This window comes from Rapidithrix thailandica, from assembly GCF_039710355.1.
GTDB classification, from domain to species: domain Bacteria; phylum Bacteroidota; class Bacteroidia; order Cytophagales; family Flammeovirgaceae; genus Rapidithrix; species Rapidithrix thailandica.
Genome location: NZ_JBDKWZ010000010.1, coordinates 249,036 through 264,353 on the forward strand (window position 1 = coordinate 249,036; position 15,318 = coordinate 264,353).

Annotated in this window: 15 protein-coding genes; 14 read left to right on the top strand and 1 reads right to left on the bottom strand. The window is 43.2% G+C overall.

Going from position 1 to position 15,318, the window contains the following annotated elements; genetic code table 11:
• Window positions 1–223 precede the first annotated feature (223 nt).
• The 6 genes from AAG747_RS18150 to AAG747_RS18175 all read left to right on the top strand — a co-directional run bounded on the left by AAG747_RS18150 (window position 224) and on the right by AAG747_RS18175 (window position 6,253).
• On the top strand, window positions 224–1,903 hold the full coding sequence (locus AAG747_RS18150) for an FAD-binding protein (RefSeq protein ID WP_346822631.1): 1,680 nt from the start codon (window positions 224–226) through the stop codon (window positions 1,901–1,903).
• 240 nt (window positions 1,904–2,143) lie between these two features.
• Window positions 2,144–3,622, top strand: a complete 1,479-nt coding sequence (locus AAG747_RS18155; RefSeq protein ID WP_346822632.1) for a phytoene desaturase family protein — start codon at window positions 2,144–2,146, stop codon at window positions 3,620–3,622.
• 32 nt (window positions 3,623–3,654) lie between these two features.
• Complete coding sequence (locus tag AAG747_RS18160; RefSeq protein ID WP_346822633.1) at window positions 3,655–4,503, top strand: phytoene/squalene synthase family protein; 849 nt, start codon at window positions 3,655–3,657, stop codon at window positions 4,501–4,503.
• Window positions 4,491–5,012 carry an isopentenyl-diphosphate Delta-isomerase gene (idi, locus tag AAG747_RS18165; protein WP_346822634.1) on the top strand — a complete coding sequence of 174 codons (522 nt, stop codon included), beginning with the start codon at window positions 4,491–4,493 and terminating at the stop codon, window positions 5,010–5,012. Before AAG747_RS18160 ends, idi begins: the two co-directional genes overlap by 13 nt.
• Window positions 5,013–5,271: 259 nt before the next feature.
• On the top strand, window positions 5,272–5,757 hold the full coding sequence (locus AAG747_RS18170) for an SRPBCC family protein (RefSeq protein WP_346822635.1): 486 nt from the start codon (window positions 5,272–5,274) through the stop codon (window positions 5,755–5,757).
• Between the two features lies 1 nt (window position 5,758).
• Window positions 5,759–6,253 (top strand): sterol desaturase family protein, encoded by a 495-nt coding sequence (locus AAG747_RS18175; protein ID WP_346822636.1) that lies wholly within the window; start codon window positions 5,759–5,761, stop codon window positions 6,251–6,253.
• A 145-nt stretch (window positions 6,254–6,398) separates the two neighbouring features.
• Here the strand turns inward: AAG747_RS18175 and AAG747_RS18180 are convergent, their stop codons facing one another.
• Window positions 6,399–6,782 carry an SH3 domain-containing protein gene (locus tag AAG747_RS18180; protein ID WP_346822637.1) on the bottom strand — a complete coding sequence of 128 codons (384 nt, stop codon included), beginning with the start codon at window positions 6,780–6,782 and terminating at the stop codon, window positions 6,399–6,401.
• A gap of 608 nt (window positions 6,783–7,390) precedes the next feature.
• On the opposite strand from AAG747_RS18180, the gene AAG747_RS18185 reads away from it, so the two are divergent.
• The 8 genes from AAG747_RS18185 to AAG747_RS18220 form a co-directional block, all read left to right on the top strand.
• Window positions 7,391–11,677 carry an RHS repeat-associated core domain-containing protein gene (locus tag AAG747_RS18185; protein ID WP_346822638.1) on the top strand — a complete coding sequence of 1,429 codons (4,287 nt, stop codon included), beginning with the start codon at window positions 7,391–7,393 and terminating at the stop codon, window positions 11,675–11,677.
• A 12-nt stretch (window positions 11,678–11,689) separates the two neighbouring features.
• A complete protein-coding gene (locus AAG747_RS18190; protein ID WP_346822639.1) occupies window positions 11,690–12,109 on the top strand; it encodes a hypothetical protein in 420 nt (139 codons plus the stop codon).
• Between the two features lie 132 nt (window positions 12,110–12,241).
• A complete protein-coding gene (locus AAG747_RS18195) occupies window positions 12,242–12,988 on the top strand; it encodes an RHS repeat domain-containing protein (protein WP_346822640.1) in 747 nt (248 codons plus the stop codon).
• Window positions 12,989–12,991: 3 nt separating this feature from the next.
• Window positions 12,992–13,363, top strand: coding sequence for a hypothetical protein (locus AAG747_RS18200; RefSeq protein WP_346822641.1), 372 nt, complete (start codon window positions 12,992–12,994; stop codon window positions 13,361–13,363).
• A 340-nt stretch (window positions 13,364–13,703) separates the two neighbouring features.
• Window positions 13,704–14,096: an RHS repeat domain-containing protein gene (locus AAG747_RS18205; protein WP_346822642.1), complete on the top strand. Its 393-nt coding sequence runs from the start codon at window positions 13,704–13,706 to the stop codon at window positions 14,094–14,096.
• A 76-nt stretch (window positions 14,097–14,172) separates the two neighbouring features.
• Window positions 14,173–14,337 carry a hypothetical protein gene (locus AAG747_RS18210; protein WP_346822643.1) on the top strand — a complete coding sequence of 55 codons (165 nt, stop codon included), beginning with the start codon at window positions 14,173–14,175 and terminating at the stop codon, window positions 14,335–14,337.
• Window positions 14,338–14,346: 9 nt separating this feature from the next.
• Complete coding sequence (locus tag AAG747_RS18215) at window positions 14,347–14,745, top strand: hypothetical protein (RefSeq protein ID WP_346822644.1); 399 nt, start codon at window positions 14,347–14,349, stop codon at window positions 14,743–14,745.
• A 148-nt stretch (window positions 14,746–14,893) separates the two neighbouring features.
• A partial coding sequence (locus AAG747_RS18220) for an RHS repeat domain-containing protein (protein ID WP_346822645.1) occupies window positions 14,894–15,318 on the top strand: 425 nt, incomplete at its 3' end.

The window sequence follows — 15,318 nt, forward strand, 5'->3', positions numbered from 1 at the left end:
TAGTATTTATATTAGGTATCTTCTTTTTACTCTTCCTCTTTTTGATAAAAATCCTTACCTTGTATAGAGGAACAGGCCTTTTGGGGCGTTTGTAAGCATCTTATTTACCCTGTACTACGCTCTGACTTTTTTCAATCCTGTTTGATTTTTACTTGTCAAAGTATTGTATCCGGCTTTCGGCTTTAAAAAAAGCCCCCGCAAATTTCTATAAAACTCAAAAACCATGTCTACCCAAGAACTCATCGAAAAAATTTACAATGGCGATCCGGACTTGGATGCCGAAAGGCAGTTTGATGAAACTTGCCTGCAAAATCCCCAGGAAATAGAAGCTTCCTTGCGTGCAATCTCCCATCAGGAATTGTTGAGCGAGGCCCCGGAGACCGAAGAATTCAGAAAGCATCAACGCAAAAAACTGAAAGGGAAGAAAGGGCGGAAATGGCAAAACGTGACCCAAAACCAAGAAGTCACCCCTCTGCGCTATTTTAGAGCAAAATCCTTGAAAGATCTTCAAACAATCGTGCAAAAAGCGGAGGCTCAGGCGCTGCGGATAAGGGCAGTAGGCTCAGGGCATTCTTATTCGGATGTGGCTGTGTGCTCGGATTATTTATTGGACATAGATAAACTCAATAAACTCCTGGCGCTTGATGAAGCCGGTTTGAAAATGCATAAGCGACATTTGAAATATGTGAATGTTGAAGCGGGCATTACCATTCAACGTCTCAACCGGAAATTAGACAAGCAAAGAAAAGCTTTGTTTAATATGGGAGCAATTGATGAACAAACCTTAGCCGGGGCCCTTGCTACCGGGACGCACGGAACGGGTATTGACCTGACGGCTTTTCCCGGCATGTTGCGCTCCTTAGTATTGGTGGCCAGCGGTGGAAAAGTGTACCGGATAGAACCGGAAGACGGCATTACCGATCCGGCCTTACACCGTGAGGAAGGGGTGGAGTTAGTCCAAAACGATCATTGGTTTTATAGCGTAGGGCAAGCCATGGGATGCATGGGCATCATCTATTCTGTGGTGTTGGAAGTGCGTGACCGGTATTGGTTAGACGAATCAAAAACATTGCATACTTGGGATGAAGTAAAACCCCAAATCCTGGACAGAAGTGTTTTTCAAGGGTTCAGACATGTGACTATTCAGATCAACCCCTATGAAATTGACGGGCAGCATTCCTGCATTTTGGTCAGGCAAAAATACCTGATGAATAAACCCCGGCACCTGTCTTTAGAAGACACTACCCGGAATTTTACCAATAACTTACTGGCGAATATTCCACTGGCCGATGAGTTTGCCGTAGCCTATTTGAATTTGTTTCCTGCCAAAACCCCGCGTACCATTGACGGAGCACTCAGGCGCTCCCGCGATCAACGCTTTGTGCAAAAAAGCTATCACGTTCAACATCAAGGGCATGAAAAGGTGAAATCAGAAGGAATGTCGGCTGAATTTGCTTTTGCTTTTGAAAATAACTCTTTTATAGAGGCTACTGAAAAAGTGTTTGAACTTGCTCACAAGATTCAACAAGAGGGCAATTTATACCTGACTTCCGCTGTTACCCTGCGTTTTGTAAAAAATTCTGCTATGTACCTGGCTCCGGAATACGGGCGGGATACCTGTTTTATCGATTTACCTTCCTTGGTCAGGGCCAAAGGAGCCGCCTCTGTAATTGATAAGTTTCAGGATGCTATGATTGCTTTAGGAGGGAAACCTCATTGGGGAAAGTTGCACAACCGGTTTACAATTGGACAGCATGAACCACTCCGGGATAATTATCCGATGTTTGACCGTTGGCTGGAGGTGTTTAAAACCTTAAACCATCAAGGAACTTTCAATAACCGTTTTACCGACCGGCTGGGGATCTCCGTGGGTGATGCTGATCCGGGACCTTTAATCATCTAAAAGCTCTGAATCAAAACGTCAGACAATTGGCTGTCTCTCTTCGAACATGAAGGAGGGATAGCCAGTTGTTCTTTATCCCCCTTCCAAGTACTCACTTGGTTATTTTCCGGTTTGTCGACATCCTGTATTGGTAATTTTGTTTAATTATTTTTATAAATATTAAAACAATTTACATGTTTTTGTTGTAATGTATTTATTGTGTTTAATAATAATTGTTTTTTTATAAACAAAAAAAAATAAATGACTCGTGTAGCGATAATAGGTTCCGGTTTTTCCGGATTGGCGGCTTCCTCTTGTCTGGCACAAGCGGGGTTTGAAGTTACGGTTTTTGAAAAGAACAGTTCGGCTGGTGGGCGGGCACGAAAGCTGGAAGCGCAAGGATTTACATTTGATATGGGACCCAGCTGGTATTGGATGCCGGATGTGTTCGATACGTTTTTTAAGTCTTTTGGAAAAACAAGTGCTGACTATTATGATTTGGTCCGTTTGGATCCATCGTACCGTATCTTTTTTTCCAAAGAGGAAGTGTTGGATGTCCCGGCCGGGATGCCGGCGCTTTGTCAATTATTTGATGAATTGGAACCGGGCAGTAGTAAGTTTTTGAAAAGATTCCTGGAGGAAGGGAAGTATAAGTACGAAACCGGAATGCATAACCTGGTATACAAACCCGGGCTTTCCTTGTCGGAGCTACTGGATGCCAGACTGATGAAAGGAGTTTTGCGTTTACATGTATTTCAATCGGTGTCGGCTTATATCAAAAAATACTTTCAAGACAGACGTTTGGTGCAGTTGCTTGAATTTCCGGTTTTGTTTCTGGGTGCTCCCCCTCGGCAAACGCCTGCACTGTATACCTTGATGAATTATGCGGACATGGCTTTAGGCACTTGGTATCCAATGGGAGGGATGCATCAAGTAGTAAAGGGCATGGGCGACTTAGCGGAATCGTTGGGTGTGCAGTTCCGGTTCAACAGTACTGTCCGGCAAATTTGTATGAATGGCGAAAGAGCGGAAGGATTGCTGGTGGACGATACGATGCAGGAGTTTGATTACATCGTATCTGGGGCAGATTACCACCATGTAGAGCAGAAACTTTTACCGGCCCCCTACCGGAGGTATTCGGAAAAATACTGGCAGTCGCGTACCATGGCTCCTTCCTGTTTGATTTTCTATTTGGGAATTCGCAAAAAGCTCAAGAACTTATTGCATCACAACCTGTTCTTTGATCAGGACTTTGCCACGCATATTGACGATATTTACCAGCATCCTGCCTGGCCAGCCAACCCATTGTTTTACGTATGTTGTCCGTCTCAAACCGATCCGTCAGTAGCTCCCGAAGAGCATGAAAATCTATTTCTGTTGATTCCCGTTGCTCCCGGCTTGCAAGACTCTCCTGAAGTTCGGGAGAAGTATCTGAATTTGTTGATAGAGCGGATGGAAGTTCTGACCGGACAAGAGATCCGGTCAGATATTGTGTTTCAGAAAAGTTATGCTCATCAGGATTTTACGGCCGATTATAATGCCTTTAAGGGAAATGCCTATGGCTTAGCCAACACACTGCGGCAAACAGCTCATTTCAAGCCGTCCATGCTGAATCCCAAAGTCAAAAACCTGTATTATACGGGGCAATTGACGGTGCCCGGACCCGGTGTGCCTCCGGCAATCATCAGCGGGCAGGTAGTCGCAAGAGAACTACTCAAACGGAGTGGAAAACAAAAATAAGTTTGATCACCTGTCTTTAAAGCCTTCAGTCTATGAAAGAGTTATTTGATCATGTATCCATTAAGTGCAGCCGTTTCACCACCCGTACATACAGCACTTCCTTTTCCCTGGGCATTCTTTGTCTCCACAAAGAGTTGCGCGACCCGGTTTATTCCATTTATGGATTTGTCCGTTTTGCGGATGAAATTGTAGATTCTTTTCACAATTATGACAAGCCGAAGTTACTTCAACATTTTAAAGAAGAAACTCACAAAGCCATTGAAGATAAAATCAGCCTCAACCCGATTCTGAACAGTTTTCAATTTGTGGTGCACCGTTTTGGGATAGATTTGGACCTGATCGATTGTTTTCTGAAAAGTATGGAGATGGATTTAAATAAAAAACATCACGATTTGAATAGCTTTGAGGAATATATTCTCGGATCAGCCGAAGTAGTGGGTTTGATGTGCCTGAGGGTCTTTTGTAAGGGGAATTCAGCAATGTTTGAAACGTTGAAACCCTATGCCATGAGCCTGGGCTCGGCTTTCCAAAAAGTGAATTTTTTACGCGATCTCAGTGCAGACTTTGAGGGTATGGGCAGAAGTTATTTTCCGGAGGTGGATCCCAAGGCTTTTGACGATACACACAAGAGAAAAATAGAAGAAAGTATAAAACAAGATTTTGAAAAAGCATTGATAGGCATCCGTCAACTGCCCCGGTCGGCCCGTTTTGGCGTATATGTCGCCTATGTTTATTACCTTGCTCTTTTTAGGAAAATTAAAAATACGCCTTCTCGGTTAGTATTGAAAAGCCGGGTACGCATCAACAATAGCCATAAAATCCGTTTATTGGCACATTCTTACGTAAAACATCAACTAAATCTAATTGAATGGAACAAGTGATTTTGGTCGACCAGCAGGACAATGCCATTGGCAACATGGAAAAAATGGAAGCACATAGAAAAGGTTTGCTCCACCGGGCATTTTCCGTATTGATTTTTAATACAAAAGGAGAAATGCTGATTCATCAAAGAGCCCGTGGCAAATACCATAGCGGAGGCTTATGGACAAATGCCTGTTGCAGTCATCCTTGGCCGGGAGAAAAGATGGAAGATGCGGTGAAAAGGCGTTTGAAGTTTGAGATGGGTTTTGAAACCGAAATGCAATTTGTTTACAAATTTACCTATCAAACAAGCTTTTCTTCTGACTTACACGAACACGAGGTTGACCATGTATTTATAGGAACATATGACGATGCCCCGGAGCCCAACCCTGCGGAGGTGGAAGCCTGGAAGTATATCTCCTTGAAAGAAGTGCAGAAGGATATTTTAAAAAAACCGGAATTGTATACCTCTTGGTTTAAATTGATTATGGACCATGATTTTATCCGAGAAAGAATGACAAAAGCGTAAATTGTAAGGGTTGCGTTTGTCTTTCAGTCATTGGGACCGGTTGCCAGCTTTGCCCATCCCAGTGACTCATAAGAATGCTTTCTTCGATAACAAGACCGGTAAGCCCTATTGGGCGTGATCATAACTTCTTACACCTCTTTTGAGTTAAGTAATTGTAGCAAATGTATTTTACTTTATTTGTAATGTGACTTTGCTTGAAACATAAAAAGTACGCGGTCGGAAAATATCGTTTTTATTTGAGTTGATTGATTGTACATTTATGAAAATCTATTGTTTGAAAAGATGTCAGTTCTTGCCCATCAGCCAAGAGGAAGCATGGGATTTCTTTTCCTCCCCCCGGAACCTTTCCAAAATTACCCCCGGCTACATGGAGTTTGAGATCAAATCAATTTCAGGGAGAGAACAGATGTATGCCGGGCAAATGATTCATTACAAACTCAATGTATTGCCCGGAATCCCTACCCGGTGGGTAACTGAAATTACCCATGTGCGGGAGTTGGAATATTTTGTGGACGAACAACGTATAGGGCCTTATGCATTATGGAATCATCAGCATTTTTTCAAAGCGGTTGAAGGAGGGGTGGAAATGCGCGATGAAGTGCATTATGCCCTTCCGCTGGGTGCCCTTGGCCAAGTGGCGCATTGGCTTTTTGTACAAAGAGAAATCAATGCCATTTTTAATTACCGGTTTGAAATGCTCGAATCGCTTTTTTCAAAACATAACCGTTTGAGTAAAACTGCCTGATATGGATTGGCTAATGATTATTAGTTGCGGATTGATTGTGCTGGGTACTTTTTTATTCTGGGAGTTAGTTGCCTGGTTTACTCATAAGTACGTGATGCACGGTTTTTTATGGGTTTGGCACAAATCCCACCATACCGTACACGGGCATACATGGGAAAAAAACGATTGGTTTGCCGTGGTATTCAGTTTGCCGTCCATCGGCCTTTTCTACTATGCCACCTTAGTGATATACAATCCCTATTTGATTGCAATCGGCTTGGGGATTTTCTGTTACGGGCTTTTTTATTTTGTCTTTCATGATATCCTGGTTCATCAGCGTATCAAATGGAGACCCCGGAAAAGGAGCCGCTACTTACAACGCATGATACATGCTCATTACATTCATCACAGCAAACACAGCAAAGATGGTTGTGAAGCCTTCGGTTTTCTTTATGCCCCTAAAAAATACGATCCACAAAACTTCTCCTTCCGGAAAAACCGCCAGAAAACTCAGTAAAGGGAGTTTTAAGCGGGATATGCTACAATGCCCATAAGGTAGGGTATAATATGATTATATTTAATAGGGAGTTTATTTTTATTGATTGTCAGATGGTTAATAGAAAATAGAATAGGCAAAAACAAGCAATTACTCATAACCACTGTCAGTTGTATTTTTTCTTTTCAATGATTTCGTTGGGTATCCACCCTTCATCATTGTCGTCTGTTTTTCTCACCCAAGTCCAACCATTTATAGACTTTAATTTTGTAATTAATTCTCCTTTATTAATATTCAGTTCTTTAGCACTATAATCTTCCAGAATAATCCCTTGTTGTTGGTTTTCCGAAAAATCGACTATTTGAATAGGCACCCAACCTCCTTCTTTTTTGTTATTTTCAGCCCAAATCCAATCTTTCCAATTTTTTTCAGGGGCTCTTTCCCCAAGTTTTACATTTTCTCCTTTATTTAATCTTATCGGATTTTCATATTCTGTCTTGTGTGATTCAATGGTTTTAAATACACCTTTGTTTTCTTTACTGGTATACATTTTTATAGTGATGTAATTTAAACTTTTTTAAGGTAAAGAAAGAGTTACAGAATTTTGAGTTGCGAAACCAAAGCAAATCCTCAACAACCCTTTATGTACAATGTACTCGACAAAGATACTATAGAGATGGAAATTGAGCCCTATCTCCCAAGAGCCAAACAGCAGTTTAGAGGTATTTTACCTCTGAAAATGGACAGGATAAAAACATGTTCAGTATTTTCAATCAAAAAAAGGCCCCGGAAGCCGGAACCTCATTTAGTAATCCTTGAACCATATTCTATTCATGACATGAGCTGCCACAGCGCCCTGACCGGTAATTGTATGAAACCCACCGGATCAAGATGCTTGTAAGGGGTCGAATGCCGGTCAAAGCGAAACCAATCCTCACCTCCCCTTAACAATCCCCCTACCCAAAGTTTCTTACTAAAAAAACACCCTAATCAGTTGCATTATTCGAAGATGTAACTATATTTGGGGAGATAGAATACAAGTCTTTGGGATACCTTCCAAGACTTATTTATCCGAAATGTATTAAACCAACGAAAGCTACAGGGCCATCTTTTTTTGTCCCGAAGGGCTGTTTTGTATAATCCCTGATTTTAACCACTATGTTACTAGCCAGCAACCACTTTACCCCTATCATCGGGTTGGATATCCATTTTACGGCTACTCCGCCCAACAATCCTTTTCAACCTTTTATCGGCATCCTGATGGACCCCATGGATTACATCCCCTTTCTGGGTTCCAACGTTCAGATCAACGGTCTCAAACGGGGCAATACGGACACCATGGGCCTACTGGTCACTTTTCAGCATATCCCTTTGTTCAACCCGCCTTTTGTCATGGAGCCGGCCATCGGCCACGAAAGCCTCAACTTTTTCGGCAGCCAGACGGTCTTTGCCGAAGGCTCCCGGCTCAGTCCCAAAGGCCATATGGTGATGAGTTGCAACGACATCGGCATTCCCTTTTCGGTGACCCCCGGCAAGGACAAATTCCGGAAGCTGGTGCCTACCCGGTATGCTCCCACGTCCTTCTCTTTGCCCATTCCCACCGGGCCTCCGGTCATCGTGGGCGGCCCCTATGTGCCGGACATCGAGGGCTTGATCACCGGGCTGATCACCAGTTTTGGTCTGGGCGCTTTGATGAAAGGCGCCAAAAATGGAATGACCCGGCTCAACGGCCTGTTGAAAAATAAAAAAGCGCCCAAGAAACTCACCGATGCCCTCTGTTGGTTGGGTTTTGAACCGATCAACCTGATCACCGGAGCGGTGGTTTACGAAGGCAAGGATTTTGAATTGCCCGGGCCGGTGCCCTTGTCCTGGGACCGGGCCTGGTATTCGGATACCGGGTACGAAGGCTGGCTGGGCCATGGGGTGCATCATGCTCTGGACCGTTGTGTAGAGCTTTACCCGGAGGAGGGAAATTTAGGCTTGCGGATGGAGGATGGCCGTTTGGTAGGCTTTCCGCTGCTGGACTACGGGGAGGAATTCTATTCCCGCCAGGAAAAATTGACTCTGAAGCGCCTGGGCAACGGCTACTTCCAACTGGTAGACCACAGTAGCTCGCTGACCTATCTCTTTGACCATTACAACGGCTACGACCGCTACCGGTTGAGCCGGATCGAAACCCCGGCGGGCAAAGCGCTGTGTTTGCATTTGAACGGGGACCGCTTGACGGGGATCACCGACAGCGCGGGCCGGGAATTGGAAGTGGACAGCGATGCGAAGGGGCGAATCACCGAAATCCGGTTGAATGAATCCACCTTGGTGGGCTACCGTTACGATGCGGAAGGGAATATGGCAGGTATTCTCGACTCCTTGGGACAGGAAACCGTCATGGAATACCAAGAGCATTTGCTGGTGAAAAAGACCGACCGGAACGGCCAGGCCTTTTACTGGGAATACGATAACGAATCCCGCTGTGTACACACCTGGGGAGACGGAGGCTATCAAGAAGGTTGGTTTGACTACCATACCGAAGAGGGCTATAACCTGATCACCGATGCCAATGGGGCTACCACCACCTATCACTACACCCCGGAAGGGCTGGTGACCCAGGTAAAAGACCCCTTGGGTAACAGCCGCTTTTTGCAGTATACGGAGTTTATGGAGCTGTACCGGGAGATTGACGAGGCGGGTAATTTGACGGGCTACACCTATGACGAACGGGGCAACCGTACGGGCATTGTTTATCCGGACGGCACCGAAGAGGGCTTTGTCTACGATGAGGAAGACCGTTTGATCCTGGCCAGTGATGCCGAAGGACAATGTCGTACCTACAGCTATGTGGACGGAAAACCGCATTTGCTCAGCAGTGTAGTGGAGCCGGACAACAGCTATACGATGTTTGAATACGATGAAGAGGACTTGTTGGTAGAAGTGCGGCAGAACGGACAAAAGAGCCTCCTGGCCTATGATGAACAACAGAACCTGGTACGCTTTACCGATGCGATGGGGCACTCTACCCGTTGGGTGTACGATGCCCAGGGCCGTGTGCGGGCGGTACAGGCCGAAGGGCAGAGCCAACAGCAGTTCAACTACGATGCTTTGGGCCGGGTGGTAGGCATCCGGGGAGCGGACCACAACCAGACCCAACTGCGGTACAATGCCTATGACGAGGTGATCGAAGCCCTGGACAAACACCATCATGTACGCTTTGAATACACGCCTATGGGCAGCTTGAAGATGCGGGAGGAGAACGGCAAGAAGGTGTTTTTCGACTACGATAAGATGGAGCAATTGCTCAGGATCGAGAACGAACGGCAAGAGCGGTACCGCTTTACCCGGAACCTGAAAGGGGACATTATCCAGGAAGAAGGCTTTGACGGCTTGACGAGACGGTATGACCGTGACGGAGCGGGCAAGGTGTTAAAAGTACAGCGGCCGGGCAAACGCTTTTCGGAATACGAATACGATGCCTTGGGCCGGATCAGCCGGGTGGACCACCAGGACGGCAGCTGGGAGACCTATGGCTACAACAAAAACGGGCAGCTGGTAGAGGCGCGCACGGAGAAGAACGCGATCTTGATCGAACGGGATGCCTTGGGCCGGGTGATCCGGGAGGTACAGACTTCGGGCTTGCCGGGGGAAGAGGGCTACGAAGTGCTCAGTACCTACAACCGGGACGGACAGCGCACGCAGATCACCTCCTCTTTAGGAGCGGATATTCAAAACAACTACGATGCTCTGGGCAGGCGGGTTGCTACAAAAGCCCAAGTCCAAACAAAGGAAGAAGGCGAGACAAAAACCTGGGAGGCGAAGTTACAACACAATGCCTTGGGGCAGGAAATAGAGCGGGAGCTGACCGGAGGAATCACTTCCACCTTTACCTATGACGAAGCCGGAAGACCGACCTCCCAACGGGTGAAACGGGGTTTTCACGACAACCGGCACTACCGCTACCATTGGGATGCTAACCACCGTTTGAAAGAGACGTTGAACGCTTTGACCCAGGGCAAGATCCAATACGCCTACGATGCCTTTGGCAACCTGGCTTCAGCAAAGTATCAGGACGGCAGTTACGATTACAAGTTGCCTGATGAGGTGGGTAACCTCTACAAAGACCCGAAAAAGCAAGAGGTTTACGGCAAGGGTGGCAAGCTGCTCAAAGACCGGGACTGGTACTACCAATACGATGAGGAGGGCAACCTGATCCGCAAGACCAAAGAGGAAGTGCCTTTGGAATCCCAAGATCCGGCTTCACAAAAAGAAGCGCCTCAGCCGAAATTCAGTTTGTTTTTGGACGAAAAGGAATGGGGAGCGCCCGAAGAGACGCGGAAGAAACGCTATACCCGGGAGGAAAAAGAGGCGTACCGCAACCGTAAAAACCCACCGGCCTTGACGCCTCGCTGGAAACACGGAGACTGGTACTATACCTGGCAGGCCAACGGGATGTTGCAAAGTGTAAAGCGTCCGGACGGCACGGAGATCTCTTTCGAATACGATGCCTTGGGTAGAAGAACGGCCAAACTCAACCATGCCACCGAAGAGATCACTAGGTTTGTATGGGACGGGAACGTACCTTTGCACGAGTGGCGTTATGCCTTAAAAGACCGGCCGCAGACGGTGGCCGATGAGCTGGGAATGCTCAGCTTGGACAAAGCCGAACCTCTAGAGAATCTGATCACCTGGGTCTTTGACGAAGGCAGTTTTGTGCCGAGTGCGAAGATCGTAGAAGGAGAAACCTATTCCATCGTTTCAGACTATTTGGGTACACCATGCCTGATGTACAACCACATAGGTAATCTGGTCTGGCAAGCCGAACTGGACATCTATGGTAAGATCCGAACCCTGGAAAGAGGTTCTCTTCAAGATTGTCCCTTCCGTTACCAAGGGCAATACGAGGATGTAGAGACGGGCTTGTATTACAACCGCTTCCGGTACTATTCGCCTGAATCAGGGACGTATATTTCACAGGATCCGATTGGCTTGGCGGGTGAAATGCCAAATATTTATGCCTATACTCATGACAGCAATAGTTGGATAGATCCTTTGGGGTTAAGTTCAAAGACACCATTAATTAGGGCATCAGATTTATCTGGTGGACCTCATGCTCCTGATGCAGATCTTAACACTGCACTTTCACGAGCAGCTCGTAAGTCTCAACAAGGAGATCCAACTCCCCAAGGACAATGGAGAACCACTGAGGCAGTTAAGAATGCTGCTAGAAAATATGATTTTGAAAAGGGAGGGGTGCAAGTTGTGGATATAAACCCTGGAGATGGAAGGGTTATACATAATCCTGTAGGGTACTATCCAGAGGTTGTTGGCAGAAAAACATATTTAATAGCTTCAGCAGATAGAGCTATTATTATTCCTGCAAAAGACGGATTGCACCTGTTTCCAATTGATGAAACTCATCAACAATATAATAGCCATTATATAGGTTGTCGCTAAATATTAAAATGTATGAAAGATGTATATAACCCTGACAGGGAGGATATATTAGAATGGATTGATAGTAAAACTGATGGTTGGCCAGACTCTGATTGGGATCTTTATGTTTTAAGTGAAGAGAATGATCTGCTAATATTTGAATTAGCGAATAAATTAACTTCTTCAAAAAGAGACTTTTTTATTCATGTTCTTTACTATATGGTAGGTGAATACATGAGTGATAATAGAAATGTAAAGAAAAGAAGTCGAATTGATAGGCTTTTAGGTTTGGTAGATGAAAAAGCCACAAAAGAAGTTCAAGAATGGAAAGGAAAAACGATAGAATTGTTTCAAGGTAAATTAAAATATGAATCGGCTTTTTGGTTTAATTACATGTTTTACGAGGATATGAAAAAATATAAAGATGTTGATGAGGATGACTGGGGATTATAAGGGTGGGAGAACTAACTTTGCTACATTACAATTTCGGTACAATCATTATAATGATCTACAAAAATAGGAGAGTAATTTAACTAAAAATATCTTATTCTAAAGTTTATCAAAAAAGCCCATGAATAATGACTTATGGGCTTTTTTATATCTCCTCCCTCCACCAAAATCACCCAAGAGGATGTGTACAGCACTGTCACCGATTACATCGGCAAACCCATTGCCGCCTACAACGGAGTCGGAAACCTTGTCTGGGAGGTGGAATACGATATTTACGGCAATATCCGCAGCCAAACCAAAGGAGAGCAACACTTCATTCCTTTCCGGAACCAGGGACAGTACGAAGATGTAGAGCTGGATGGCTTAATGTACAATCGTTTCCGCTATTACGATGGAAACAGTGGGACGTATATTTCACAGGATCCGATTGGGTTAGCGGGGAATAATCCGAATATTTATGCTTATACCCGTGATACAAACACTTGGAATGACCCATGGGGTTTAGAATGTTCTAAATTTGGTTATAAAGGAAAAGTAAGCATGTATGCTTCAAAGATGGATACTGTATTACCAGGCAAAAACTATAATTCAAAGCAATGGCAATCAGCAGTTAAGAAAGCTAAAGAAGCGCTGTCCGAAAAAGTTAAATATCAAGTAAAAGTCCCTACGAGTACTGATGCTAAAAGATTTTTGAAAGATGTTCATGGAAATATGGACAGAAGAAGTGCTCATACACAAAGCAAGAGAGCTGATGGAGTACCAAAATACCCAAAGGGGTATGAACAACATCAACGACCAGAAGGAAGCTTTATGGATATACAACATATCAAATGGTACAATAATAATACAGATGGTCATATTTTTTATGAAATACCAAATTAAAATATGGAAGGTGAATTAGTATTTAAAAATATAATTAATACCTATTATAAGGCTTTTTCCCATAAAAAAGTTATTTCAAACGATTTCAAAGTTGTCTTTGAAAAAAATGAAATTACTAATTATATTAAGTGTAATTACTATTATTTGGTTGAAAATAAAGTATTCTGGAAAGGGAAAAACTATTTCTTTAAAGGGGAAGTAACAAAAATGGATAAACAAGACACCCTTGCTTTTATAGAAAGAGAAGTAAATGATTATTGGGCAAGGGAGTATTTATTACTGTCGATTCAACCCAATGAAGATTTAATATTGATTAATGAAGAAGGTAGTTTTTTCATTATTCCACCTATTAAGAGTGATAGAAAAATAGAATGAATTGTAACCTTCTGTACTTATGTTTGTGAAAGTAACCAAGCCAATAAAAGAATGTAATACTACATCTAATTACTTGGTAATAAACCTTGATAGGAGCTCCTAAGTGGGGCTTTTTTTGTTAACAAACAAGAAAAAACTTAATCACTTTGGTTAAAACCAGTATCCTAATCCAATAAACATAATAAAACGTCATCACCTGGTATAGTAATCCCCTAAATTAGGTTAACAATTTACTAAAAATGATTTTCTCTAAAGCTTTTTCATGACCTGACCACCTACCAAAAATAACTGGATAGAATCACTGCATTATCGTTTTAAACCCATTGCCGCCTACAACGGAGTGGGGAACCTTGTATGGGAGGTAGAATACGATATTTACGGCAATATTCGCAGCCAAACCAAAGGAGAGCAACACTTCATTCCTTTCCGGAACCAAGGACAGTACGAAGATATAGAGACAGGCTTGTACTACAACCGTTTTAGGTATTACGATGGAAACAGTGGGATGTATATTTCCCAGGATCCGATTGGACTACTCGGAAACTCTTCAAATTTTTATGCTTATGCACTTGATATAAATTATGAGGTTGATGTTTTTGGGTTGAAATGTGATCTAAAGGCGAAAATGCAACCTTATCGCTCCGATGTTTTGACAAAAGGGCCTCATGCTGATATTATCAAAAAAAGTGGAGGGAAAGTTACAGAGGCTCTATTAGAAAATATAGGGGGGTAAATTAGAGTGGAAACGATTTGGTGATCTCGTAACCAATAAGAAATTACTCAAACAGGCTGACAAATTAATTGAAGGTTTGAAAAATGATAAAACTGTTATGAATGCAGCTAAAAATCAAGTAAAACAGGCAATTCATGAAATGAAAGATTATTTAAGGCATGGTACTAAAAAGCAAAAAGAGTTTGCGAATAGAAACATACCTGAATTTGAACAAATGTTGGAATTATTTAATCCTAAATAAATTTACATTATGATCTTGGAGTTGGAAAAATTACTGGACATTGATTATGAGGAGTTTTCCAAAAATAGAAATAAGAAATTTGAAAAACATTTTTATTCCGAACCCAATGAAAAAAGCTTTTCTGTTTTTTTGAAAGGAGATGAATACCAGTTTATTGATGAAAAGATAGCATCAATTGAGTTTCGAAACTTTAAAAACCTCAAAAGAAAATATAATTTTAAAATAAAGAAATCTTTAGAAGGAAATCTTGCTTACTTAACAAAAAACAAAATAGAATGGACTATTTTTCAGAAATACAGCTATGATCAATACCTTGTTATAAAGGTTAGTAATACTATTTATTACGAATATGAATATGAGGAAAACAAGTTCAATTTAAACTTAATACGAGTATCTAATTCAGAGTAATTTGGTATTTTATATCAATTATAGCTTCAAAAAATGTAATGTCCCAGAACTAGAATGAATTGTTCTAAAGTTCTTCAAAAAGCGGCTATCCAAAAAGCACGGATAGCCGCTTTTGATTCAAGCAGCTTTATCTCCCCCAACTAAAATCGTGGAAGGGGAAACCTATTCCATCGTCTCGGATTATTTGGGAACTCCATGTCTGATGTACAATTCCATAGGCAATCTGGTCTGGCAAGCCGAACTGGACATTTACGGAAAGATCCGAACCCTGGAAAGAGGCTCCCCTCAAGATTGCCCCTTCCGTTACCAAGGGCAGTACGAGGATGTAGAGACGGGCTTGTACTACAACCGTTTTCGGTACTATTCGCCTGAATCAGGGACGTATATTTCCCAGGATCCGATTGGCTTGGCGGGGAACAATCCGAATATTTATGCTTATGTGCATGATAGTAATGTGTGGATTGACCCTTGGGGGTTAAGTGGTAAAATAGGTAATCCATTACCTGGTGGGGAAAAAATATTTAGAATTGGCTCCAGTGTTGATTTAAAGCCAGCCGAGGCTGCATTAAAGCC